Origin of the sequence: Pseudomonas fluorescens, assembly GCF_902497895.1 — a bacterium.
In the GTDB taxonomy this organism is placed as follows: Bacteria; Pseudomonadota; Gammaproteobacteria; order Pseudomonadales; family Pseudomonadaceae; genus Aquipseudomonas; species Aquipseudomonas fluorescens_BP.
On record NZ_CABVHQ010000003.1, the window covers coordinates 21082 to 44189 of the forward strand.

A 23108-nucleotide genomic window follows, 5' to 3' on the forward strand; every position below is an offset into this window, starting at 1 on the left:
ATCTACAGTGAACTTGCGCGGGAATACTCTTAACGTCACGGAGAATCACACTATGAGCACTGATGGTGCTTTGAGTCGAAGCCGTCTGTTGCCGAGCCTGCTCGGTATCCTGCTTCTGCTAATGGGCCTGGCCTTGCTGGCCGGCGGGATCAAGCTGAGCATGCTCGGCGGCTCGCTGTATTACCTGTTGGCCGGTATCGGTCTGGTGCTCACCGGGCTGTTGCTGCTCGCGGCGCGCCGAGCGGCACTGAGCCTGTACGCCCTGGTGCTGTTCGCCAGTACGGTATGGGCACTGTGGGAAGTCGGCCTGGACTGGTGGCAGCTGGTGCCGCGTCTGGCAATGTTGTTTGCCTTGGGCATCGTCCTGCTGTTGCCGTGGTTCCGCCGTCCGTTGTTGCGCGGTCAGGTCTCAACCCTGGGCAGCCAGGCGCTGAGCGCGGCCGTGGTCATTGCCGGTGTTACCGCGCTGGCCAGCCTGTTCACCAACCCCGGTGAAATCAAGGGCCGGCTGGATCGCGACGCGGTTCCCGGCATGACCAACACCGCCCCGGCCATGCCCGACGGTGACTGGAATTCCTACGGCCGTTCGGCCCATGGCGACCGTTACTCGCCACTGGCGCAGATCACTCCAGAGAACGTCAGCAAACTGGTACCGGCCTGGACTTATCGCACCGGTGACCTGCCAGGGCCGAACGACCCGGGTGAGACCACAGCGGAAAACACCCCGCTCAAAGCCAACGGCATGCTCTATGTCTGCACGCCTCACAGCCAGGTGATTGCCCTGGACCCGGATACCGGCAAGGAAATCTGGCGTTTCGATCCGAAGCTCAGCACGCAAAATGCGGCGAACTTCAAGGGTTGGGCACACATGACGTGTCGTGGCGTGTCGTACCACGATGACGCGGCCTACGCGGCCACCGAGCAAAGCCCGGCCACCCCGGACGCCACAGCCACTGCAGCGCCGGCGAGCAACGTCTGCCCGCGGCGGATCTTCCTGCCGACCGCCGACACCCGTCTGATCGCCCTCGACGCCGACACCGGCAAAATGTGCGAAGACTTCGGCGACAAGGGTCAGGTCGACCTGCGCAGCAACATCGGCAGCTTCACCGCCGGTGGTTACTACTCCACCTCGCCAGCTGCGGTAACGCGCAATCTGGTGATTATCGGCGGTCACGTCACCGACAACGTCTCCATCGACGAACCCAGCGGCGTGATCCGCGCCTTCGACGTGCACACCGGTCGCCTGGTGTGGAACTGGGACAGCGGCAATCCGGATGAGACCACGCCGATTGCCGAAGGCCAGGTCTACACCCGCAACTCGCCGAACATGTGGTCGATCTTCAGCGTCGACGAAAAACTCGGCATGCTTTACCTGCCGATGGGCAACCAGACGCCGGACCAGTGGGGCGGCGATCGCACCCCCGAGTCGGAAGAGTACAGTGCCGGTGTCACCGCGCTGGACATCGACACCGGCCGCGTGCGCTGGACCTTCCAGTTTACCCATCACGACCTGTGGGACATGGACGTCGGCGGTCAACCGACCCTGATGGACCTGAAAACCGCTGACGGGGTGAAACCGGCGCTGCTGGCCTCGACCAAGCAAGGCAGCATCTACGTGCTCGACCGCAGCACCGGCCAGCCAATCGTGCCGATCCACGAAGTGCCGGTTCCTCAGGGCGCGGTTGAAGGCGACCACACTTCGCCGACCCAACCCATGTCGGAACTGCACATGATGCCGCCGGTGCTCGAAGAGCACGACATGTGGGGCGTCACCCCGTTCGATCAGATGCTCTGCCGGATCGACTTCAAATCACTGCGCTACGACGGCATCTACACCCCGCCCTCGCTGCAGGGTTCGATCGTCTATCCCGGCAACTTCGGGGTGTTCGACTGGGGCGGTATCTCGATCGATCCGGTGCGCCAGATCGCCTTCCTCAACCCGAGCTACATGGCCTTCAAATCGAAACTGGTGCCTGCCGCTGAAGTGGCTGGCAGCCCGGGCCGCAAAAGCGAAACCGAAGGCGTGCAGCCGAACAAGGGCGCGCCCTACGGCGTGATCCTCGAACCCATGCTCTCGCCCATGGGCCTGCCATGCCAGGCACCGGCCTGGGGTTACGTGTCGGCGATCGACCTGACCACCAATAAACTGATCTGGAAACACAAGAACGGCACCGTGCGTGACAGCGCACCGGCTCCGATCCCTCTGAGCATGGGCGTACCAAGCCTGGGCGGGACCTTCACCACCGCCAGTGGCATAGCCTTCCTCAGCGGCACCCTCGACCAGTACCTGCGCGCCTACGACGTGAAAAACGGCAAGCAGCTGTGGGAAGCTCGTCTGCCAGCAGGCGGTCAAACCACACCGATGACCTACACCGGTAAAGACGGCAAGCAGTACGTGCTGGTCGTCGCCGGCGGCCACGGCGGGCTGGGCACCAAACAGGGCGACTACGTCCTGGCGTTCAAACTGCCGGATTAAGGGTCAGCGCAGTAAGGAGAAAGGCGACTTCCGAGAGGGGGTCGCCTTTTTTGTGGGTGTCGTCAGGGTCAGGCTCTTGCTGTAAGTCAGACCCGATATTCAAGGCCAACATCGCACCTGTGGCGAGGAGGCTTGCCCCCGCTGAAGTGCGAAGCACTCCCAAAACCTGCAACTGTGTTTTATCAGGAACACCGCGGCTGGCTGGCTTTGGGGCCGCTACGCGACCCAGCGGGGGCAAGCCCCCTCGCCACAGGGTTCTGCGTTCACCGGAAGGTTGATCGGTGGCCTTGCAAGCGCCTATATCGCGGGCAAGCCACGCTCCCACATTTGGATCGCATTCCCCCTGTGGGAGCCGGGCTTGCCCGCGATGGCGTACTGCCAGGCTATGGAGATTCCCGACCAACCGGCAAACCTGTCTGCACCCTGAATGCCTGCCATGAAATACCCATTAACAACCTCCCACCATTGAAACCACCACCCACCTGCCCCATCTAACCACCATACCCAATGCGCAGGTGCCCCATGAGCGACCAGCAAGAATTCCCGGAAGACCCCAGCGAATACGCCGACCCGGAAAACGCCGAACACCACACCACGGGCACTGGCCTGGCCTTGCCCGGGCAGAATCTTCCGGACAAGGTTTACATCATCCCGATCCACAATCGGCCGTTCTTCCCGGCGCAAGTGCTGCCGGTGATCGTCAATGAAGAGCCGTGGGCCGAAACCCTGGAACTGGTCAGCAAGTCCGATCATCACACTCTGGCGCTGTTCTACATGGACACGCCCCAGGAAGATCCACGGCATTTCGACACCTCGAGCCTGCCGCTTTACGGCACGCTGGTGAAGGTCCATCACGCCAGCCGCGAAAACGGCAAACTGCAATTCGTCGCCCAGGGCCTGACCCGCGTACGTATTCGCACCTGGCTCAAGCACCATCGTCCACCGTATCTGGTGGAAGTCGAATACCCGCACCAGCCGAGCGAGCCGACCGACGAGGTCAAGGCCTACGGCATGGCGCTGATCAATGCGATCAAGGAGCTGCTGCCGCTCAACCCGCTGTACAGCGAAGAGCTGAAGAATTACCTCAACCGCTTCAGCCCCAACGACCCGTCACCGCTGACCGACTTCGCCGCAGCCCTCACTTCGGCCACCGGAAATGAGCTGCAGGAAGTGCTCGACTGCGTGCCGATGCTCAAGCGCATGGAAAAAGTCCTGCCGATGCTACGCAAGGAAGTCGAAGTCGCGCGTTTGCAGAAAGAAATCTCCGCCGAAGTGAACCGCAAGATCGGCGAGCATCAGCGCGAGTTCTTCCTCAAGGAACAGCTCAAGGTCATCCAGCAAGAGCTGGGTCTGACCAAGGACGACCGCAGCGCCGACATCGAGCAGTTCCAACAGCGGCTGGAGGGCAAAGTCCTGCCACCGCAGGCGCAAAAACGCGTCGAAGAGGAAATGAACAAACTGTCGATCCTCGAAACCGGCTCGCCGGAATACGCGGTGACCCGCAATTATCTGGAATGGGCGACGGCAGTGCCGTGGGGCGTGTATGGCGAGGACAAACTCGACCTCAAACACGCGCGTAAAGTGCTCGACCAACACCACGCCGGGCTCGGCGACATCAAGACCCGGATTCTCGAATTCCTCGCGGTGGGCGCCTATAAAGGCGAAATCAGCGGTTCCATTGTGCTGCTGGTAGGCCCGCCAGGCGTGGGCAAGACCAGTGTCGGTAAATCCATCGCCGAATCCCTCGGGCGGCCGTTCTATCGCTTCAGCGTCGGCGGCATGCGCGATGAAGCAGAGATCAAGGGCCACCGCCGGACCTACATCGGCGCCCAACCGGGCAAGCTGGTGCAGGCCCTTAAAGAAGTCGAAGTGATGAACCCGGTGATCATGCTCGACGAGATCGACAAGATGGGCCAGAGCTATCAGGGCGACCCGGCCTCGGCGCTGCTGGAAACCCTCGATCCGGAACAGAACGTCGAATTTCTCGATCATTACCTGGACCTGCGCCTGGACCTGTCGAAGGTGCTGTTCGTCTGCACCGCCAACACCTTGGACTCGATCCCCGGCCCGCTGCTGGACCGGATGGAAGTGATTCGCCTGTCGGGCTATATTACTGAAGAAAAAATGGCCATCGCCAAGCGTCACTTGTGGCCCAAACAGCTGGCAAAGGCCGGCGTGTCCAAAGGCAGCCTGTCCATCACCGACGGTGCCCTGCGCGCGGTGATCGATGGCTATGCCCGCGAGGCCGGGGTGCGCCAGCTGGAAAAACAGTTGGGCAAACTGGTGCGCAAATCAGTGATGAAGCTGATCGACGAACCGAACGCGGTGATCAAGATCGGCAACAAAGAGCTGGAAGCCTCCCTCGGCATGCCGGTGTTCCGCAATGAACAAGTGCTGTCGGGCACCGGGGTGATCACCGGGCTGGCCTGGACCAGCATGGGCGGCGCCACCCTGCCGATCGAAGCAACGCGGATTCACACGCTCAATCGCGGCTTTAAACTCACCGGGCAATTGGGTGACGTGATGAAGGAATCCGCCGAGATCGCCTACAGCTACGTCAGCTCCAATCTGAAGTCGTTTGGCGGTGATCCGAAGTTCTTCGACGAAGCCTTCGTCCACCTCCACGTTCCGGAAGGCGCCACACCGAAAGACGGCCCGAGCGCCGGCGTGACCATGGCCAGTGCCTTGCTGTCCCTGGCCCGGAACCAGCCACCGAAGAAAGGCGTGGCCATGACCGGTGAATTGACGCTGACCGGGCATGTGCTGCCCATTGGCGGCGTGCGCGAGAAGGTGATTGCGGCGCGGCGGCAGAAGATTCACGAGTTGATTCTGCCAGAGCCGAACCGGGGCAACTTCGAAGAGCTGCCGGAATATCTGAAGGAGGGGATTACCGTGCACTTCGCCAAGCGTTTTGCGGATGTGGCGAAGGTGTTGTTCTGATAGATCTGTAGCGCCTGAAAGATCGCTATCGCGGCCGCACATCCCCCGTAGCAGCTGGCGAAGCCTGCGTTCGACTGCGCAGCAGTCGTAAATCCTGCTTCCACGGTATGTCTGGAATACCGCGGCGCTTGATTTTACGACTGCTGCGCAGCCGAACGCAGGCTTCGCCAGCTGCTACGGTTCGCGTACCGCCTTGACTGACTGGTTCGATGCCGCCGCCCCCTGTCACACTTTGTCTCATCTTCAGTTATGCTCGCCGTTCGTCGTGAATGACCGGAGCTTCCTGACCCATGTCCCCCACTCGCCTGCTTCTCCCTCTCAGCCTCGCCCTGCTTGCCGCCTGCGCCAGCCAATCCAGGCAGAACGTCACGGTGGAAAAACAAAGCGAATGCCCGGTGCAGTTGAAGACCGGGCAGAACCTGATCCTGACCCTGCCGAGCAATCCGACCACGGGTTACCGCTGGGCGATTCAGGATTCGGCCGGGGGGGTGCTCCACCGCCTCAGCCCCGAGGTCTACAGCAACCCCAAAGACGCCGGGCTGGTGGGCAGCGCCGGGCAGTCGACCTGGCGTTTTCAGGCCTCGGCAGCGGGCAGCGGGCGGTTGCGCCTGACTTATCAACAGCCATGGGCGCCGGAAGTCGCACCGGTGGAAACCTTTGATTGCGCGATTGCGGTTAACTGATTGTGGGCTGGCTGATCCTGGCGCTGATGGGCGCGGTGACGTTCATCTATGGGCTGAGTGTTCATGCCAGCTTGCTGTGCCTGGTGGTCAAACCGATGCCGGTGCTGGCGTTGCTTGGCTGGTTGCACGATGCGCCGCCCAGTGAATATCGGCGCTGGATCAGCCTCGGCCTGATTTTTTCGCTGGTGGGCGATGTGTTGCTGGCCTGGCCGAGCGATTTGTTCGTGTTCGGCCTCGGCGCGTTTCTAATCGCCCACCTGGCCTATCTGAAGGCCTATTTGAGCGACTGTCGGCGACTGGCGCTATTGCCGCTGGTGTTGGCGCTGGGAGTCGGCGCGCTGTTGCTGGGCGTATTGATTGCCCATGACCTTGGCCCGTTGCTGATTCCGGTGATTGTCTACGGCCTGGCCATCAGTGCCATGCTCTGGCGCGCGCTGGCACGCCTGGGCGGCGACGTCCCCAGGCGCTCGGCGCTGCTCGCGGCGGGCGGTGCCGTGGCGTTTGTATTCTCCGACAGCGTGATTGGCATCAGCCGCTTTGTAAGGCCCTTTGAGGCCGCACCGTACCTGATCATCCTCAGTTACTGGCTGGGACAATGGGGGATTACCGCGTCGGCGTTCAGCCAACAGAACGGCGAACGGCGCAATCCGTAGCAGCTGGCGAAGCCTGCGTTCGGCTGCGCAGCAGTCGTAATTCGGACACCACGATTCATCTGACGAACCGCGTGCATAGGTTTTACGACTGCTGCGCAGCCGAACGCAGCCTTCGGCAGCTGCTACAAAGGATCATGTTCCCCGCAGCGCTTTATCAGACAATCCGCGCATCCCCCCGCCAAGTTGGCTAAAATGCCGGCCTTTTCCACCTACGCCGCTGGAACCGCCGTGAGCAAAGACCCCGATCGCCTTTTCGCCCAACCCCTGCCTCAGGTGCCGGACTTCGCCTTCAATGAGGACGTGGTGCGGGTGTTCCCGGACATGATCAAGCGTTCGGTCCCGGGTTATCCGACCATTGTCGAGAACCTCGGGGTGCTGGCGGCGCAGTTCGCCCAGCCCAACAGCGTGCTCTACGACCTGGGTTCGTCCCTCGGTGCCGTGACCCAGGCCTTGCGCCGTCATGTACGCACCGACGGCTGCCGGGTGATCGCGGTGGATAACTCGGCGGCAATGGTCGAACGTTGCCGCGAATACCTCAACGGCCAGGACTCGATGTTCCAGGAGTTGCTGCCAGTGGAAGTGATCGAGGGCGATATCCTCGCGCTGCAGTTCCAGCCGGCCTCGGTGGTGGCGCTGAATTTCACCCTGCAATTCATCGCCCCGGACCAGCGCCTGGCGCTGCTCGGCCGCATTCGCCAGTCCTTGTTGCCAGGCGGCGCACTGATTCTCTCGGAGAAATTGCGCTTCAATGACCTTGAAGAGCAAGCGCTGCTCACCGACCTGCATATCGCCTTCAAACGCGCCAACGGCTACAGCGAACTGGAAATTGCCCAGAAGCGCAGCGCCATCGAAAACGTGATGAAACCCGACAGCCTGGAAGAACACCGCGAACGCCTGCTGGCGGCCGGGTTCTCGAAAGTCGTGCCGTGGTTCCAGTGTCTTAACTTTGCCTCGTTGATTGCCTTGCCATGATTGATCTGTCCCCTCTCGCCCGCCGTCTGGCGGGCACCCCGCTGGCCGAATGGGCCAACACCCTGCAAGCGCAACTCGATTTAAAGATGGAAAAAGGTCACGGCGATCTGGAGCGCTGGCAAAGCGCGCTGGATGCCTTGCCCAGGATCCAGCCGAGCGAGATCGATCTGCTCAACGGCCTCAAGCTCGACACCGACTGCGACCAGGAAACCCGCGCACAGATGCGCAGCGCCCTGATGGGACTGTCCCCGTGGCGCAAGGGACCCTTCGATCTGTTCGGCGTGCATGTCGACACCGAATGGCGCTCGGACTGGAAATGGGAACGGGTCGCCCCGCACCTGGACCTCAAAGGCAAACGCATCCTCGATGTCGGCTGCGGCAACGGCTACTACATGTGGCGCATGCTCGGCGCCGGTGCCGACAGTGTGATCGGGGTCGACCCGAACTGGCTGTTCTTCTGTCAGTTCCAGGCGGTGCAACGTTATCTGTCAGAGCCGTCGGCCTGGCATCTGCCGTTTCCCTTCGAGGACTTGCCAGCGAACCTGGAAGGCTTCGACACGGTGTTTTCCATGGGTGTGTTCTACCACCGGCGCTCGCCGATCGAGCATTTGCTGGCGCTCAAGGACTGCCTGGTCAAGGGCGGCGAACTGGTACTGGAAACCCTGGTAGTGGAAGGTGACAAGCATCAGGTGCTGGTCCCCGAAGACCGCTACGCGCAGATGCGCAACGTCTGGTTCCTGCCGTCGGTACCGGCCCTGGAGTTGTGGCTACGGCGTGCCGGGTTCAGCGATGTGCGCTGCGTGGATATCAGCGTGACCAGTGTCGAGGAACAACGTGCCACTGAGTGGATGAAGTTTCAGTCGCTGAGTGATTACCTTGATCCGGATGACCACAGCAAGACCATTGAAGGTCTGCCGGCGCCGATGCGCGCCGTCATCGTGGCTCGCAAGTAAACGCAGTCCCCCTGTGGCGAGGGGGCTTGCCCCCGCTGGAGTGCGAAGCACTCCCAAAACCTGCAACGGTGTTTTGTCAGGGACGCCGCGCTGGATGGTTTTACGACTGCTGCGCAGCCGATCGCGGGCAAGCCACGCTCCCACAGTAGATCGCATTCCACATTGGTTTTGCATTCACTCTGCAGGCCTGGCCCGCCGCGCCTTGAAAAACTCGCTCAACACCGCACCACACTCTTCAGCCAGAACCCCACCCTCGAACAGCACCCGATGGTTCAGGAAACCCTGGCTGAAAAATTGCCCCTGGCTTTGCACGATCCCGGCCTTGGGCTCCAGTGCCCCATACACCACCCGCGCAATCCGCGAATGCACGATCAACCCGGCGCACATGCTGCACGGCTCCAGGGTGACGTAGAGCGTGCTGCCCGGCAGGCGATAGTTGCTCGCTGCTTGCGCCGCGGCGCGAATCGCCACCATCTCGGCATGGGCGCTGGGGTCGCTGCCGCTGATCGGGCAGTTGAAGCCGCGACCGATGATTTCACCGTCCTGGACCAATACCGCGCCTACCGGCACTTCGCCCAGCGTGGCGCCTTGGGCGGCGAGGACCAGGGCTTCGCGCATGAAGTCCTGGTCGCGACTGCGATCGATGATTTGCGCTGGCCGCATCTGCCGCATCAGGAGACCTCGATCGCGGCCATCAGGCCGGTTTCCATATGGTCGATCACATGGCAGTGGAACATCCATACCCCAGGATTATCCGCCACCAGCGCCACCCGGGCGCGCTCGTTCTTGCCCAGCAGGTAGGTGTCGGTGAAGTATGGAGTGATCTTCTTGCGGTTCGAAGCGATGACCTTGAAGCTCATGCCATGCAAGTGGATCGGGTGTTGATACTGAGTCATGTTCTTCAATTCGAAAATGTAGCTGTTGCCCTTCTTGAGCGTGGCGATCGGCCGGTCGGCGCAAGCCTTGTCGGTGATGTCCCAGGCCTTGCCGTTGATCTGCCACAGGCTCGGTGGTCTATTTTCCACGTTCACCGAGACCGAGCCAACCCACTCGAAGTTGAAGTTGAGCTTCTCGGCATTGGCGATGTCCGGTTCGGAGACTGGATTGGCCGGTAGCGCGGGTGGCCACTCGGTCGGGGCATCGTTGTGGGCCACCGAACGGAAAGTGCCCAGGCGCACCGGGCCATTGCGCAGCGACAGCTCCTCACCGACCGGCGGCGCCTTGATCGCCAGGCAGATCCGCATGCCAGGGCCCAGCCAGTATTCCTTGCCCAACGGCCGCGGTTCGATGGGATTGCCATCCAGCGCGTAGATCTGCGCGTCGACGCCGGGGATGTTCAGGCGGTAGGTCAGCGTGTTGTCCAGGTTAAGCAAACGTACCCGGGTGATCTGCCCGGCCGGCAGGTCGATCACCGCCTGCGCTACGCCGTTGATGGTCGCCAGGCGTCCGGCCGTACCACCGCGAGCGGCTTCACGGGGAATACTGAAGGGCAAGTAAGCGCCTTGTTCATCGACGTGCCAGCTCTTGAGGCTCAGGGTGCGCTCGTATTTGAAGCCGGTGGGCTCGCGCTCTTCGATGATCAGCGGTCCGACCAGCCCGCGACCCAGTTCTTCGCTGCTGTTCACGTGAGGGTGATACCAGTAGCTGCCGGCGTCCGGCACGCGGAACTTGTAGTCGAAATACTCGCCGGGCAACACCGGCAGCTGCGAGACGTAGGGAACGCCGTCCATCTCCAGCGGCAGGCGGATGCCGTGCCAGTGAATGGTGGTCGCCACCGGCAGATGATTAATGAAACGCACCCGCAGCCACTCGCCCTGACGCACTCGCAGCTCGGTGCCGGGCGCCGAAGTTCCGAAGGCCCAGGCCTCGGTCTTGTGCCCGGGGACCAGTTCAACGTCCAGCGGCGCGGCGATCAGTTGGTAATCATGGCCCGCGTCGGCGTCGGCCATCTTCCCCAGCCAGTAGCGCGACGCACCGCCAGCCCCGACGCCAACCACCACAAGACCGGCCAGACCACCGAGTATTTGTCGACGGGTAAAGGACATGGACTCAACTACCTCACGTATCGCAGCAGGCCTGAGCCCGCAAAAGGCGAATACGATACACCCGCAGTTGAGAAACAGTAAGGGCGGCGCGGCGACCGGACGCAGGGGCAGCGGTCACAATTTCATCGCTCCCATCATCACCTCAGGCTACGCCCGGCGGAACATCCCCGCTATACTTGCCGGCTTTTCCTGAATAAATGCCAATAGGGTCCCGCCGCGCATGGATAAGACCTACCAGCCGCACGCCATTGAAACTTCCTGGTACAACACCTGGGAGTCCGAGAACTATTTCGCTCCGCAAGGCGCGGGCGATTCCTACACCATCATGATTCCGCCGCCGAACGTCACTGGCAGCCTGCACATGGGCCATGGCTTCAACAACGCGATCATGGACGCACTGATCCGTTTCCGCCGCATGCAGGGTCGCAACACCCTGTGGCAGCCGGGCACCGATCACGCCGGTATCGCCACGCAAATGCTGGTAGAGCGTCAGCTCGAAGCCCAGGGCCAGAGCCGTCATGACCTGGGCCGCGAGAAATTCCTCGAAAAAGTCTGGGAATGGAAGGATCAGTCCGGTGGCAACATCAGCCGGCAGATCCGCCGCCTCGGCTCGTCCGTGGACTGGAGCCGCGAGCGCTTCACTATGGACGACGGTCTTTCCGAAGCCGTTAAAGAAGCCTTTGTGCGCCTGCACGAAGACGGCCTGATCTACCGCGGCAAGCGTCTGGTCAACTGGGACACCAAGCTGCACACGGCAATCTCCGACCTCGAAGTGGAAAACCACGACGAAAAAGGTTTCCTGTGGAACCTGCGCTACCCGCTGGCCGATGGCGCCCAAACTGCTGACGGCCTGGATTACCTGATCGTCGCCACCACTCGCCCGGAAACCATGCTCGGCGACGCCGCCGTCGCGGTAAACCCGGAAGATGAACGCTATAAAGCGCTGATCGGCAAGTTTGTCGAGCTGCCCCTGGTTGGCCGCCGCATCCCGATCATCGCCGACGATTACTGCGACCCTGAATTCGGCACCGGCTGCGTGAAAATCACCCCGGCCCACGATTTCAACGACTATGAAGTCGGTAAGCGCCACAACCTGCCGCTGCTGAACATTTTCGACAAGAACGCCGCTGTACTGTCGGTCGCGCAGGTGTTCAACCTCGACGGCAAGCTTAACGAGCAAGTCGATGGCAGCCTGCCGGCCAAATACGCTGGCCTCGACCGCTTCGAAGCGCGCAAGCAGATCGTGGCCGACCTCCAGGCTCTGGATTTGCTGGTGAGCGTTGATGATCATGGCCTGAAAGTGCCGAAAGGCGACCGTTCCGGGACCATCATCGAGCCGTGGCTGACCGACCAGTGGTACGTCTCCACCAAACCTCTGGCAGAGCCGGCGATTGCCGCCGTTGAAGACGGCCGGATTGCCTTCGTACCCAAGCAGTACGAAAACATGTACTTCTCCTGGATGCGCGACATCCAGGATTGGTGCATCAGCCGTCAGCTGTGGTGGGGTCACCGGATTCCGGCCTGGTACGACGAGTCGGGCAAAGTCTATGTCGGTCGCGACGAAGCCGAAGTGCGCGCCAAGAACAACCTTGGTCCGGACGTCGCCCTGCAACAAGACAACGACGTACTCGACACCTGGTTCAGTTCAGGTCTGTGGACTTTCTCCACCCTGGGCTGGCCGGAGCAGACCGAGTTCCTGAAGAAATTCCACTCCACCGACGTGCTGGTGACGGGCTTCGACATCATTTTCTTCTGGGTCGCCCGGATGATCATGCTCACCATGCATTTGGTGAAGAACGAAGACGGCACACCGCAGGTACCGTTCAAGACCGTCTACGTGCATGGCCTGGTCCGCGATGGTCAGGGTCAGAAGATGTCCAAGTCCAAGGGCAACGTCCTGGACCCGCTGGATATCATCGACGGTATCGAGCTGGAAGACCTGGTGCAGAAACGCACCCAGGGCTTGATGCAGCCTAAACTGGCGAAGAAGATCGAGAAGCAGACCCGCGACGAGTTCGCCGAGGGCATCGCCAGCTACGGCACCGACGCCCTGCGTTTCACCTTCTGCTCGCTGGCCTCCACCGGCCGCGACATCAAGTTCGACATGGGCCGCGTCGAAGGCTATCGCAACTTCTGCAACAAGATCTGGAACGCCGCGCGCTACGTGCTGGACAAGGGCGAAGACTGCGGCCAGAACGGCGAAGCCTTCGAGCTGTCCCTGGCCGATCGCTGGATCATCTCGCAGCTGCAACGCACCGAAGCCGAAGTGACCCGCCAACTCGACCAGTTCCGTTTCGACCTGGCCGCGCAAGCCTTGTACGAGTTCATCTGGAACCAGTATTGCGACTGGTACCTGGAACTCTCCAAGCCTGTGCTGTGGGACGACAACGCGCCGGTGGAACGTCAGCGCGGCACCCGTCGCACGCTGGTTCGGGTGCTGGAAGTTGCCCTGCGCCTGGCGCACCCGTTCATGCCATTCATCACCGAAGAAATCTGGCAGCGCCTGGCGCCGCTGGCCGGTGTCGAAGGCAAGACCATCATGCTGCAACCCTGGCCAGTGGCCAACGAAGAACGCATCGATCCGGCAGCCGAAGACGACATCGAATGGCTCAAGAGCCTGATGCTCGGCACCCGCAACATCCGTGGCGAAATGAACATCGGCCCGGGCAAACCCCTGACCCTGTTCCTGAAGAACGTCAGTGCCGAAGATCAGCGTCGTCTCACCGAGAACGATGCGCTGCTGAAGAAACTGGCCAAGCTCGAGTCGATCACCATTCTCGCCCCAGGCGCCGAAGCACCGCTGTCCGCTACCGCTCTGGTCGGCGAGATGGAAGTGCTGGTGCCAATGGCCGGCCTGATCGACAAGGCCGCGGAACTGGCGCGCCTGGACAAGGAAATCCAGCGTCTGCAAGGCGAAGTGCAGCGGGTCGGCGGCAAGCTGTCCAACGCCGCGTTCGTTGACAAGGCGCCGGCCGAAGTCATCGACAAGGAACGCGCCAAACTGGCCGAAGCCGAACAGGCTCTGGGCAAGCTGGCCGAGCAGCATGCGCGGATTGCCAGTTTGTAACGGCAAATCGAGCTGCTGAAAAAAGGGAGGCCCATAATGCCTCCTTTTTTTCCGCAAAATTGGCACGACCCGCCTTTTGTAGGAGCTGCCGCAGGCTGCGATCTTTTCCCCGGAGCACCAATGCTCTGTTGATTTATTCAAGAACCAAAGATCAAAAGATCGCAGCCTGCGGCAGCTCCTACAGGGGTGCGTACACCCGATCCATCACATTTGTACCCGATGGCGAAGCCTGCGATCTTGGCGATCTCGCACCCGACGATAGATGTGGGACAATACCCGTCACTTTGAGCCACCCCCGAATCGACTTCGCCCATGACCACCCCCAGAACACCCAGAGCTCCACACACAAAGCCCCAGCCAGCGACTCCCGCCAAGGCCATCGAACCCCGCGAGAAGGCCACCCTTCACCCGCGCAATCGCCACCAGGGTCGTTACGACTTCGCCCAGCTGATCAAAACCACGCCTGAACTGGCGCAGTTCGTGATCATCAATCCGTACGGCAAGGAAAGTATCGACTTTGCCAGCCCGGACGCGGTTCGGGTGTTCAACCGGGCGCTGCTCAAGTCGTTCTATGGTATCGCCCATTGGGATATCCCGGCCGACTACCTGTGCCCGCCGGTTCCGGGTCGGGCCGACTATGTTCACTTCCTGGCCGACCTGCTGGCCAGCGGCAATGAAGGCGTGATCCCTCGTGGGGCTGCGGTGAAGGTGCTGGACATCGGCATGGGCGCCAACTGCGTGTATCCGCTGATCGGGCATAGCGACTATCGCTGGCAGTTCCTCGGTTCGGAAGTCGATCCCAAGGCCATCGCCGCGGCCAAAGCCATTATCCAGTCCAATGGTCTGAACAAAGCCATCAACTTGCGCCTGCAAACCAACCCCAAGCAGATCCTGCTGGGCTTGCTCGAACCCGGCGAGCGGTTTGACCTGACCATGTGCAACCCGCCCTTCCACGCGTCCATGGACGAAGCCACCCGTGGCAGCGAGCGCAAATGGCGCGCCCTGGGCCGTGCCGACCCGAAACGCAAACTGCCGGTGCTGAATTTCGGCGGTCAATCGGCGGAGCTGTGGTGTGAAGGCGGCGAAGCACGGTTTGTGACGCAACTGATCGCCGAGAGTGCGCATTTTCAGCAAAAAGTACTGTGGTTCAGCACTCTGGTGTCGAAAGCTTCGAACCTGCCAGCGATCCAGACCGCGCTGAAAAAGGCCGGTGTGTTGGAGAGCCAGGTGGTGGAGATGTCCCAGGGCCAGAAGCAGAGCCGCTTCGTCGCCTGGACCTTCCAGACCAAAACCGAGCAACAGAACTGGCGCCAACGCTGGGTTCGCAAGGACTGAACAGGTAACACCCGGGTTTTCCTTGAGTAAAACCCGGGCAACAAAAAACCGTGCCCGGATCGCTCCGGAGCACGGTTTTTTTTAACAAGTCTTACTTGTTAACAGCGTCGGTCAGGCCTTTAGCCACGACCAGCTTGATAACTTTCTTGGCAGCGATTTCGATGGCAGCGCCAGTCGATGGGTTACGGCCAGTACGGGCAGGACGCTCGGTCACTTTCAGCTTGCCGATACCTGGCAGAGTGATTTCGCCGCCATTTTCCAATTGATCAGCAACGATTTGGCCCAGTTGGTCCAGAGCGTTACGCGCGGTGGTTTTCGGCGCGTCGATGGCTTCAGCGATATCAGCGATCAGTTGGTCTTTAGTCATAGCCATGGTGGTGTTCCTTCCCTATCAAATTCATTTGGATTGCAGAGTGCAGAGTCAGCCATCGAGCCAGGTCGCCGGGACCTGGCACCCGATTACAAACCGCGACGAATCGGGGATGTAGATAACAAATTCAGGGTTTGGTTCGACCTGACAAATGCTGAATGCACGCTTAACGCCATTACTGAGCGCAAGACCGGGCAAAACTAGCACAGAGACGGGGAAATATCCGCCTCTACCTACCCATTTGGTCAGCTTTATCACACTAAAACCGTAAAATTTTGCATAACCGCGCTCAGACCAGCGCAAAACACCCCTCGGAGAGCGCCAAAACCAGCAGGTGCGGTACACTGGGCGCTTTTTCGGGGAGCTCAACCCTCCCCATTCAACCAGCCGAGAAGCCCATGCCGATCCGTCATTGCATCGTCCACCTGATCGACAAAAAACCCGACGGTACCCCTGCAGTTCTCCACGCTCGCGACTCCGAACTGGCAGAGTCCCAGGCCATCGAGCACATGCTTGCCGACCTCAACGAGAACTACAACGCCAAGCAAGGCAAGGCCTGGGGCTTGTTCCATGGGGAATCCGGGGCACACCCTTTCAGCGGCTGGCTGAAGGAATACCTCGACGGTGGCAAGGACTTCACTGGATTCAGCCGTATCGCGGTCGAACACCTGCAAAAGCTGATGGAAGAGTCCAACCTCTCGGTGGGTGGCCACGTGTTGTTTGCCCACTACCAGCAAGGCATGACCGACTACCTGGCCATCGCCCTGCTGCACCACAGCGAAGGCGTGGCGGTGAACGCCGAACTGGACGTGACCCCATCGCGTCACCTCGATCTGGGCCAGTTGCACCTGGCGGCGCGCATCAACCTCTCCGAGTGGCAGAACAACAAGCAATCCAAGCAGTACATCTCGTTTATCAAAGGCAAGAACGGCAAGAAGGTCTCGGAGTACTTCCGCGACTTTATCGGCTGCCAGGAAGGCGTCGACGGCCCGGGCGAGACCCGCACGCTGCTCAAGGCCTTCAGCGACTTCGTCGAAAGCGAAGACCTGCCGGAAGAGTCCGCCCGGGAAAAGACCAAGACCCTGGTGGATTACGCCAGCAGCCAGGCGAAAATGGGCGAGCCAATGGGGCTGGAGGAGCTGTCCGAACTGATTGACGAAGAGCGTCCGAAAGCCTTCTACGATCACATCCGCAACAAGGACTACGGGCTGTCGCCGGAAATCCCGGCGGATAAACGCACCCTCAACCAGTTCCGCCGCTTCACCGGTCGCGCCGAGGGTTTGTCCATCAGCTTCGAAGCGCACCTGTTGGGCTCGAAGATCGAGTATGACGAAGAAGCCGGCACGCTGATCATCAAGGGCCTGCCGACCCAACTGACCGACCAGCTCAAGCGTCGCAACTGATGTTGAACGGGATGCTGAAGAAATTCCTGCTGATCCTGCTGGTGGTCGTGGTTTACCAGAACTGGGGCAAGATCGAGCGCCTGTTCAACCCGCAGGCGATGGTGTCCGAGCAGACCCAAGCCACCGCCAGAGTCGTGCTCTACGCCACCGACTGGTGTGGCTACTGCAAGCTGACCCGGCGCTTCCTCGATCAGAAAGGTATCCCGTACAACGAGTTCGACATCGAGAAGGATACCGAAGCACGCAAGGCCTACGAGGCCCTGGGTGGACGGGGGATTCCCCTGCTGGATGTCAACGGCACGTTGATTCGCGGTTATAGCCCTGAGGCTATCTTGGCGGCGTTGAAATAGGAGCCAACGCGCCAGACCGGCCGTACGAAAACCCCTGTAGGAGCTGCCGCAGGCTGCGATCTTTTCAACGGTTCAGCGGTTTTCCAAACGGACGCGAAGATCAAAAGATCGCAGCCTGCGGCAGCTCCTACGAGAGCGTTTCGATGCGAAAGCCAAACCGCGGAAAGTGCACATGCACCACCCCGCCACGCTCGTCCTCACGGCGCAGGATCAACTCTTCGCTGCCGGCAAACAGCAACTCGCCGGCGACCGGATCGACGCCATAGTCCGTCGCGGCAATTACTACCTGCTGACCGGCCTGGAAACCATTCGGATCCTGGAAGACTTCCTCGGGCAAGGCTGCCGGCTCGGCCTGACGGGCAATCTCCAGGGCTTCGCTCGAGCTCATTTCGTTCGAGGCGCCATGACCGAAGCTCAAGACCCGAGCCAGCCAGGAGGAGACCGCCGGATAGGTATCGACAAAGGGCGCAGTCACCGGTGTCGCCTTGAGGAACCACAGGCTGTGGGCCAGGGCGAAGTCGGCAATCGACGGTTCACCGAACAGGTAGTCCCCCTCTTCTCTCTGCAGCTGCTGCTCAAGCCGGCCCATGATCGTTGGCCACTGATGCTTGGCCTGCGCTGCCGATAACCGCGTGGCACTGCCGCCCGCGAACAAACCTGCACGGTCAGCGACAAAGTACTCAACGGCTTCGGGGGCCATTTTGGCGAAGCGTACGGCTATGGATTCCGGCTGGAACACCAGGCTTACTGCATGCTGGAATACCACCGAATCAGCCCAGGCTGCGAAAGCCGCAACCACCAGCTCCTTGCCTTCCGGAAACAGTGCCGGCGAGGATTTTTCCTGTTCGAGGCGACGGGCGATCAGCGCGGTATCGCAGTAGATATCGGCGCCGACCTGCAGCACGGGAGTCTTGCGATAGCCGCCGGTCAACGCCGTCAGATCCGGCTTGGGCATCACCGCCGGGATGTTTACCGAGCGCCAGGACAGCCCCTTGAAGCCCAGCAAAAGACGGACCTTCTCAGCAAAAAGCGACGTGGAGTAATGGTGAAGAATCAACTCTGACATGCTGCAGTCCGCCGGGTGAATAGAGACAACCAGCTTAACGCGCAAAAGGTAAGCAGCCTACCCATCTGCCTGATGGCTGCTTATCAGGCAGACTGATAAAAGGTAAAGACATGCCAGTGGCAGGCCCACCATCACAGACTAGACAATACCGTGCATGAAAAACCACTATACATATAGTAAAAATCATCCCTGACCCGCCTGCATGACTTCACTCTTCCACCACTTGTCATATCCCGAGTGCGGCAGAACATCCCTTATATAAATACGCTTTCAAATCAAAGCTGATTGATCTCGAACACCACCGAGATTTCCTGACTGCCCGAATCCCACACATACCGCAAATGCTTGCCCTGCAATGGGATAGACATGGCGGGCGGGCGCAAGGCTGCCACGCACTCATGGCCGGGTAGTCGAACGCTGTTATAGAGCAGGCCCCAGGATTGCGCTTCACGCAAGGTTCTGGCGAACGCCTGCGCGGGGCCGTAGTTCGCCGGATCTGCATCATGCAAATGCGGGTAGCCACTGCGCAGATCATGCAATGGTTTTACCACTTGGTTGACGTAGGTACGCAGGGTCAACTCGATGTCAGGCTCGTTGGTCGCGGTGAGGAATTGCGCCTGATGAAAACGGGTTTCGGCAATTGCAGCCGCCTGGCTGCTGGCGGCGTAATACACACCGTAGGATCCATCGGTGAATCGGCTGGGCTTGCCAATATGGGTGAATGCTGCCATTACCGGTGTTGAGCCCGGCCCTGAAATCCGGTCCTCGGACCGGACTCGGGAGAGTTCGCCTGCCTCTTCCCTGAGTCGATCATTGGTCAAGGCTTCCAGCAAATAAGCGGTTTGCAGATCTGCCGGATCGAGGACGTCTTCGAACAGGCTGATGGGTGGAAAGGCGCTGCTGATGATTCGATAAGCGCGGTCCCACTCCGGCGTTTGCAACGGTGGCTGCATTAACCGCGGACTCCATCGAGATAGCGGCGAACATCGGCAATATCCACCACCCGCCCGCCCAGCATGTACTCGAGCGCCGTCCGGCCGTTGAAGGGCGCGGCCGTATTGGGGCTGGTTACCCACTTGTAGACGCGTTCGCGGTTGTTGCTGAAGATGATACTCAGCGCCTTGTGAATCCCCATCAGATAGGAAATTCGCTCGAGTGTGTCATGGGGCAAACGCACGTCCGGAAGGCGCTTGTACTTGTAGAACGTGGTGTTTCCGACCTTTCCCAGCAACGCTCGCTGTTGCTCCGTCGTGCAGCCCCAAAGCTCCACGAGATTGAAAAAAAAGGTCAGGGCTACCCTGCCGGCATGCGGCGAATCGAGATTCTGGTCGACCTGGTGAGCGGTTGAAGTTTTCATACTTTATCTCCCGACTCATTGAATACTGATTTCAGCTTAATACGGATGCGAATAAATTCAAGATGTTTATTCACATCCGTATTAATCAGAAACAAGATGGGTGCCGACCGAGGCACTGGCCACCAGACATTCCTTGGCGCTTTTCTTGAGTTTTTTGATCAAGCGTTCCTGCCGCAAGGCTTCACCCTTGTCGCGGCAGATTTCTGTGTAGACCAAGGCTACAGCCGGGCTGGACAGGAAGAAGCGCGCGCCCTTGCCGCTCTGATGGGTGGCGAAACGACGCAGCGGATCATCGCTGATCCCGCAATAGAGTGAACCATTGGCCGCGCGCACCAGATAGACGAACCAGGGTTTGCTGACCGGGCTCTGGGCTTCGACGCTATTGAGTGGGGTTGGGGCGCTGCTGCTCACGTGACGATCTTGGTATGCGGAAAACCAGCGGCAATCTTAGCAGAGGCCAACCTTTAACGACTGGTCTGGAATGCCCTCAACCCTTTCAACGCCTGGGCTCGGACGGCGTTTCTCACTAATGGCGTCCAGCCCAGCAACAGACCTTTGGCACCCAGTGCCTGCCGCGACCAGCGCCACAAATCGAAGCGGTCATGGTGCTCGCAGATCTTGCCGTCGCGGAAAACGAAGCGCGCCTGGATATCGTTGACCACGATGTTCCCGGTCTGGCTGAACAGGTAAGTCGCCACCCAATGGGCGCTGCCGGTGCGCTCGTCACTGCGCACGGTGTCGAAGGTCAGGGTGAAGTCTTTGGCCCGAGTGGTCAGCATGCGCCACATGTCACCGACATCGCGGCCGCGCAACTCGCCAAACGCCGGATCACTGAACACCACATCCTCGGTGTAACAGGCGCTCATGGCCTCGGCGTCCAGCCGTTGGAAAGCCTTATAGAACTCAGTGATCAATGCGTTGTGGGCATCACTCATGGACAGGCTCCGATTATCGAAAGGATACCTGCACGATAGTTGGCAAATGCGCTGCAGACTATCGGCATTCGTGACAGGAATACCAATAGTTCGCTGCGTCAGACCTTTTCGCTTTCGACCTGGACGTACAGCGAACGTCCGGCGCCGAGACCGGCGAGGATCGCGGCGCTACCGACCACCCCGAAGATCCAGCCCAGCGCCGTCCAGCCGCCAGTCAGGTCGTGGACCAGGCCGACCGCGAACGGGCCCATGGATGCCAAGGTGTAACCGATGCCCTGGGCCATGCCCGAGAGATTCGCCGCGACATGGGCGTCGCGTGAGCGCAACACGATCAGGGTCAGCGCCAGGCTGAACGACCCGCCCTGCCCCAGGCCGAGCAGAATCGCCCAACCCCAGAGACCTTCGAGCGGTGCGTATAAACAGCCGAACAGACCCGCCATCACCAATGCCATTACGATCACTATCGCCAGGCGCTGATCCTTGCCCCGGGTTGCCAGCCATGGCGCAGCCAGCGAACTGGCCAGCTGGACAATCACCGAACCGGACAACACCAGACCCGCCTGCGTCGGGGTCAGTCCGCGGCCGATCAGAATCGACGGCAACCAGCCGAAAACGATGTAGGCCAAAGAAGATTGCAGGCCCATGTACAGCGTCACTTGCCAGGCCAACGGATCACGCAGCAGTCCGCGCACCCGATAGGCCACGTGGTGGGCACCCTGTTTGTGCCCGACTTGTGGCAACCAGAACACCGCCGCGACCAGTGCTGGCACTATCCAGAACCCCAGGCCCATGGTCCAGCTGCCCGCGAAATGCTGACTGAGCGGTACCGTCGCCCCCGCCGCCATGGCCGCGCCCAGGCACAGCGCCATGGTATAGACCCCAGTCATGGTCCCGGCGTGTCTGGCGAAATCGCGCTTGACGATACCCGGCAGCAACACACCGATCACCCCGATACTGGCTCCGGCCAGGACGCTGCCGGCAAACAGGCCGGTTTCCCCAAACGAACTGCGCAACAGGATCCCGCCAGCCAGGGTCAGCAGGATGCCCAACACCACCCGCTCGGCACCGAAACGTCGCGCCAGAATCGGCGCCAGCGGAGCGAACAACCCCAGACAGAGCACCGGCAACGTGGTCAGCAGCCCGGCTTGCGCCGCCGACAGCCCGAGGCTTTTCGACACTTCGCTGAGCAATGGCGCCATGCTCGACAGCGCCGGACGCAGGTTCAGCGCCACCAGAATCAACCCCAGCAGCAACAGCCAAGGGCGGTGCAGCAGCGGATGACTTTGCTGGACTGCTTCGTCATCGGCTTCGGCGTCGATCAGGAGTTCTTCGAGCTCCGCCGTACGCTTGGCGTGGGTCAGGCGGTTACTACTCGCCTGTGGGGCGTTATCGGACATGGCGTTCCCAGTTTCAAGGTTCATTGATCAGCGATCGCCATGGTAATGATTCAAATTTTTATCCGATCACGGGATGAATTTCCTGACATGTTAGTCAGCTTTGTCGGCGAGCACAACCGTAGGAGCTGCCGCAGGCTGCGATCTTTTGATCTTGGCGTTCGCCTGGAGACCTATTAACCGCTGAAAAGATCGCAGCCTGCGGCAGCTCCTACGGGGGGTCGGTGCAGGCCCGACCGGGTGGGGTTGGCGCCATGCAATTCAGGCAAAAATAAACCCGGGACAAGTCCGGGTTTATTTCATTGCCAAGCGTCGATCAATGCAGGATCTGGCTCAGGAACAGCTTGGTCCGTTCGTTCTGCGGGTTGTCGAAGAAGTCGTTCGGCGCGGCCTGTTCGACGATTTCGCCCTTGTCCATGAAGATCACCCGGTTGGCCACAGTGCGGGCAAAGCCCATTTCGTGGGTCACGCAGAGCATGGTCATGCCGTCTTCGGCGAGGCCGATCATGGTGTCCAGAACCTCTTTCACCATCTCTGGATCGAGGGCTGAAGTCGGTTCATCGAACAGCATGATTTTCGGCTTCATGCACAGTGCACGGGCAATCGCCACGCGCTGTTGCTGACCACCGGACAGCTGCCCCGGATACTTGTGCGCCTGCTCTGGAATGCGCACGCGCTCCAGGTAGTGCATGGCAATTTCTTCGGCCTTGCGCTTGGGCATCTTGCGCACCCACATCGGCGCCAGCGTGCAGTTCTGCAGGATGGTCAGGTGCGGAAACAGGTTGAAGTGCTGGAACACCATGCCGACTTCACGGCGGATCGCTTCGATCTGCTTGAGGTCGTTGGTCAGTTCCACGCCATCGACGACGATGCGGCCCTGCTGGTGTTCTTCCAGACGATTGAGGCAACGAATGGTGGTGGATTTTCCGGAACCGGACGGCCCGCACAAGACAATACGCTCGCCCTGCATGACATTCAGGTTGATATCTTTCAATACGTGGAACTGGCCGTACCACTTGTTCACGCCCTGCATTTGAATAATGCCTTCAGGGCTCGTCGGCTTTTTGATTGCTTCGCTCATCAGAGAACTTCCTAAATTAGGTACGGCA

At 60.4% G+C, this 23108-nt stretch carries 20 protein-coding genes; 10 read left to right on the forward strand and 10 right to left on the reverse strand.

Annotation, left to right across the window (positions count from 1 at the left end; translation table 11 throughout):
* Positions 1-52 precede the first annotated feature (52 nt).
* The 6 genes from F8N21_RS01990 (at position 53) to cmoB (ending at position 8677) form a co-directional block, all read left to right on the forward strand.
* Positions 53-2476, forward strand: coding sequence for a glucose/quinate/shikimate family membrane-bound PQQ-dependent dehydrogenase (locus F8N21_RS01990; RefSeq protein ID WP_150640514.1), 2424 nt, complete (start codon positions 53-55; stop codon positions 2474-2476).
* 522 nt (positions 2477-2998) lie between these two features.
* Complete coding sequence (lon, locus tag F8N21_RS01995) at positions 2999-5416, forward strand: endopeptidase La (RefSeq protein ID WP_150640515.1); 2418 nt, start codon at positions 2999-3001, stop codon at positions 5414-5416.
* Between the two features lie 290 nt (positions 5417-5706).
* Positions 5707-6099 carry a protease inhibitor I42 family protein gene (locus F8N21_RS02000; RefSeq protein WP_150640516.1) on the forward strand — a complete coding sequence of 131 codons (393 nt, stop codon included), beginning with the start codon at positions 5707-5709 and terminating at the stop codon, positions 6097-6099.
* A 2-nt stretch (positions 6100-6101) separates the two neighbouring features.
* Positions 6102-6752: a lysoplasmalogenase gene (locus F8N21_RS02005; RefSeq protein ID WP_150640517.1), complete on the forward strand. Its 651-nt coding sequence runs from the start codon at positions 6102-6104 to the stop codon at positions 6750-6752.
* Positions 6753-6980: 228 nt separating this feature from the next.
* A complete protein-coding gene (gene cmoA / locus F8N21_RS02010) occupies positions 6981-7724 on the forward strand; it encodes a carboxy-S-adenosyl-L-methionine synthase CmoA (RefSeq protein WP_150640518.1) in 744 nt (247 codons plus the stop codon).
* Positions 7721-8677 (forward strand): tRNA 5-methoxyuridine(34)/uridine 5-oxyacetic acid(34) synthase CmoB, encoded by a 957-nt coding sequence (gene cmoB / locus F8N21_RS02015; protein WP_150640519.1) that lies wholly within the window; start codon positions 7721-7723, stop codon positions 8675-8677. The genes cmoA and cmoB overlap by 4 nt, the downstream gene beginning before the upstream one ends.
* 174 nt (positions 8678-8851) lie before the next feature.
* Here cmoB and tadA read toward each other — a convergent pair whose 3' ends face one another.
* Both tadA and F8N21_RS02025 read right to left on the reverse strand, forming a co-directional pair.
* Positions 8852-9349 (reverse strand): tRNA adenosine(34) deaminase TadA, encoded by a 498-nt coding sequence (gene tadA / locus F8N21_RS02020; protein WP_150640520.1) that lies wholly within the window; start codon positions 9347-9349, stop codon positions 8852-8854.
* A complete protein-coding gene (locus F8N21_RS02025) occupies positions 9349-10722 on the reverse strand; it encodes a multicopper oxidase family protein (RefSeq protein WP_150640521.1) in 1374 nt (457 codons plus the stop codon). The genes tadA and F8N21_RS02025 overlap by 1 nt, the downstream gene beginning before the upstream one ends.
* A gap of 220 nt (positions 10723-10942) precedes the next feature.
* Between F8N21_RS02025 and F8N21_RS02030 the strand changes: the two genes are divergently transcribed.
* Positions 10943-13789, forward strand: a complete 2847-nt coding sequence (locus tag F8N21_RS02030; protein WP_150640522.1) for a valine--tRNA ligase — start codon at positions 10943-10945, stop codon at positions 13787-13789.
* A 312-nt stretch (positions 13790-14101) separates the two neighbouring features.
* Entirely contained in the window at positions 14102-15124 is a 1023-nt protein-coding gene (gene rlmF, locus F8N21_RS02035) for a 23S rRNA (adenine(1618)-N(6))-methyltransferase RlmF (RefSeq protein ID WP_150640523.1), read from the forward strand.
* Between the two features lie 91 nt (positions 15125-15215).
* Here the strand turns inward: rlmF and F8N21_RS02040 are convergent, their stop codons facing one another.
* On the reverse strand, positions 15216-15497 hold the full coding sequence (locus F8N21_RS02040; RefSeq protein WP_150640524.1) for an HU family DNA-binding protein: 282 nt from the start codon (positions 15495-15497) through the stop codon (positions 15216-15218).
* Positions 15498-15892: 395 nt separating this feature from the next.
* On the opposite strand from F8N21_RS02040, the gene yejK reads away from it, so the two are divergent.
* Positions 15893-16897, forward strand: coding sequence for a nucleoid-associated protein YejK (gene yejK / locus F8N21_RS02045; protein ID WP_150640525.1), 1005 nt, complete (start codon positions 15893-15895; stop codon positions 16895-16897).
* Positions 16897-17247 carry a glutaredoxin family protein gene (locus F8N21_RS02050; protein WP_150640526.1) on the forward strand — a complete coding sequence of 117 codons (351 nt, stop codon included), beginning with the start codon at positions 16897-16899 and terminating at the stop codon, positions 17245-17247. Before yejK ends, F8N21_RS02050 begins: the two co-directional genes overlap by 1 nt.
* Positions 17248-17374: 127 nt before the next feature.
* Here the strand turns inward: F8N21_RS02050 and F8N21_RS02055 are convergent, their stop codons facing one another.
* The 7 genes from F8N21_RS02055 to F8N21_RS02085 all read right to left on the reverse strand — a co-directional run bounded on the left by F8N21_RS02055 (position 17375) and on the right by F8N21_RS02085 (position 23080).
* Positions 17375-18313, reverse strand: a complete 939-nt coding sequence (locus tag F8N21_RS02055; protein WP_150640527.1) for a glutathione S-transferase family protein — start codon at positions 18311-18313, stop codon at positions 17375-17377.
* 275 nt (positions 18314-18588) lie between these two features.
* Positions 18589-19266: an RES family NAD+ phosphorylase gene (locus tag F8N21_RS02060; protein ID WP_150640528.1), complete on the reverse strand. Its 678-nt coding sequence runs from the start codon at positions 19264-19266 to the stop codon at positions 18589-18591.
* On the reverse strand, positions 19266-19670 hold the full coding sequence (locus F8N21_RS02065; RefSeq protein WP_150640529.1) for an MbcA/ParS/Xre antitoxin family protein: 405 nt from the start codon (positions 19668-19670) through the stop codon (positions 19266-19268). Before F8N21_RS02065 ends, F8N21_RS02060 begins: the two co-directional genes overlap by 1 nt.
* Before the next feature lie 81 nt (positions 19671-19751).
* On the reverse strand, positions 19752-20081 hold the full coding sequence (locus tag F8N21_RS02070; protein ID WP_150640530.1) for a GIY-YIG nuclease family protein: 330 nt from the start codon (positions 20079-20081) through the stop codon (positions 19752-19754).
* Between the two features lie 53 nt (positions 20082-20134).
* On the reverse strand, positions 20135-20605 hold the full coding sequence (locus F8N21_RS02075; RefSeq protein ID WP_150640531.1) for a nuclear transport factor 2 family protein: 471 nt from the start codon (positions 20603-20605) through the stop codon (positions 20135-20137).
* Positions 20606-20703: 98 nt separating this feature from the next.
* Entirely contained in the window at positions 20704-22026 is a 1323-nt protein-coding gene (locus tag F8N21_RS02080) for a CynX/NimT family MFS transporter (RefSeq protein ID WP_150640532.1), read from the reverse strand.
* A 289-nt stretch (positions 22027-22315) separates the two neighbouring features.
* The gene (locus F8N21_RS02085; protein WP_150640533.1) at positions 22316-23080 is read right to left on the reverse strand and encodes an amino acid ABC transporter ATP-binding protein; all 765 of its coding nucleotides are present in this window, start codon (positions 23078-23080) and stop codon (positions 22316-22318) included.
* Positions 23081-23108 lie beyond the last annotated feature (28 nt).

Excerpts from the sequence above, each read along its gene's own strand:
- F8N21_RS01990 (WP_150640514.1), top strand. The coding sequence starts at position 53 with ATGAGCACTGATGGTGCTTTGAGTCGAAGCCGTCTGTTGCCGAGCCTG.
- lon (WP_150640515.1), top strand. The coding sequence starts at position 2,999 with ATGAGCGACCAGCAAGAATTCCCGGAAGACCCCAGCGAATACGCCGAC.
- F8N21_RS02000 (WP_150640516.1), top strand. The coding sequence starts at position 5,707 with ATGTCCCCCACTCGCCTGCTTCTCCCTCTCAGCCTCGCCCTGCTTGCC.
- cmoB (WP_150640519.1), top strand. The coding sequence starts at position 7,721 with ATGATTGATCTGTCCCCTCTCGCCCGCCGTCTGGCGGGCACCCCGCTG.
- tadA (WP_150640520.1), bottom strand. The coding sequence starts at position 9,349 with ATGCGGCAGATGCGGCCAGCGCAAATCATCGATCGCAGTCGCGACCAG.
- F8N21_RS02025 (WP_150640521.1), bottom strand. The coding sequence starts at position 10,722 with ATGTCCTTTACCCGTCGACAAATACTCGGTGGTCTGGCCGGTCTTGTG.
- F8N21_RS02030 (WP_150640522.1), top strand. The coding sequence starts at position 10,943 with ATGGATAAGACCTACCAGCCGCACGCCATTGAAACTTCCTGGTACAAC.
- rlmF (WP_150640523.1), top strand. The coding sequence starts at position 14,102 with ATGACCACCCCCAGAACACCCAGAGCTCCACACACAAAGCCCCAGCCA.
- F8N21_RS02040 (WP_150640524.1), bottom strand. The coding sequence starts at position 15,497 with ATGGCTATGACTAAAGACCAACTGATCGCTGATATCGCTGAAGCCATC.
- yejK (WP_150640525.1), top strand. The coding sequence starts at position 15,893 with ATGCCGATCCGTCATTGCATCGTCCACCTGATCGACAAAAAACCCGAC.
- F8N21_RS02050 (WP_150640526.1), top strand. The coding sequence starts at position 16,897 with ATGTTGAACGGGATGCTGAAGAAATTCCTGCTGATCCTGCTGGTGGTC.
- F8N21_RS02055 (WP_150640527.1), bottom strand. The coding sequence starts at position 18,313 with ATGTCAGAGTTGATTCTTCACCATTACTCCACGTCGCTTTTTGCTGAG.
- F8N21_RS02060 (WP_150640528.1), bottom strand. The coding sequence starts at position 19,266 with ATGCAGCCACCGTTGCAAACGCCGGAGTGGGACCGCGCTTATCGAATC.
- F8N21_RS02065 (WP_150640529.1), bottom strand. The coding sequence starts at position 19,670 with ATGAAAACTTCAACCGCTCACCAGGTCGACCAGAATCTCGATTCGCCG.
- F8N21_RS02075 (WP_150640531.1), bottom strand. The coding sequence starts at position 20,605 with ATGAGTGATGCCCACAACGCATTGATCACTGAGTTCTATAAGGCTTTC.
- F8N21_RS02080 (WP_150640532.1), bottom strand. The coding sequence starts at position 22,026 with ATGAACCTTGAAACTGGGAACGCCATGTCCGATAACGCCCCACAGGCG.
- F8N21_RS02085 (WP_150640533.1), bottom strand. The coding sequence starts at position 23,080 with ATGAGCGAAGCAATCAAAAAGCCGACGAGCCCTGAAGGCATTATTCAA.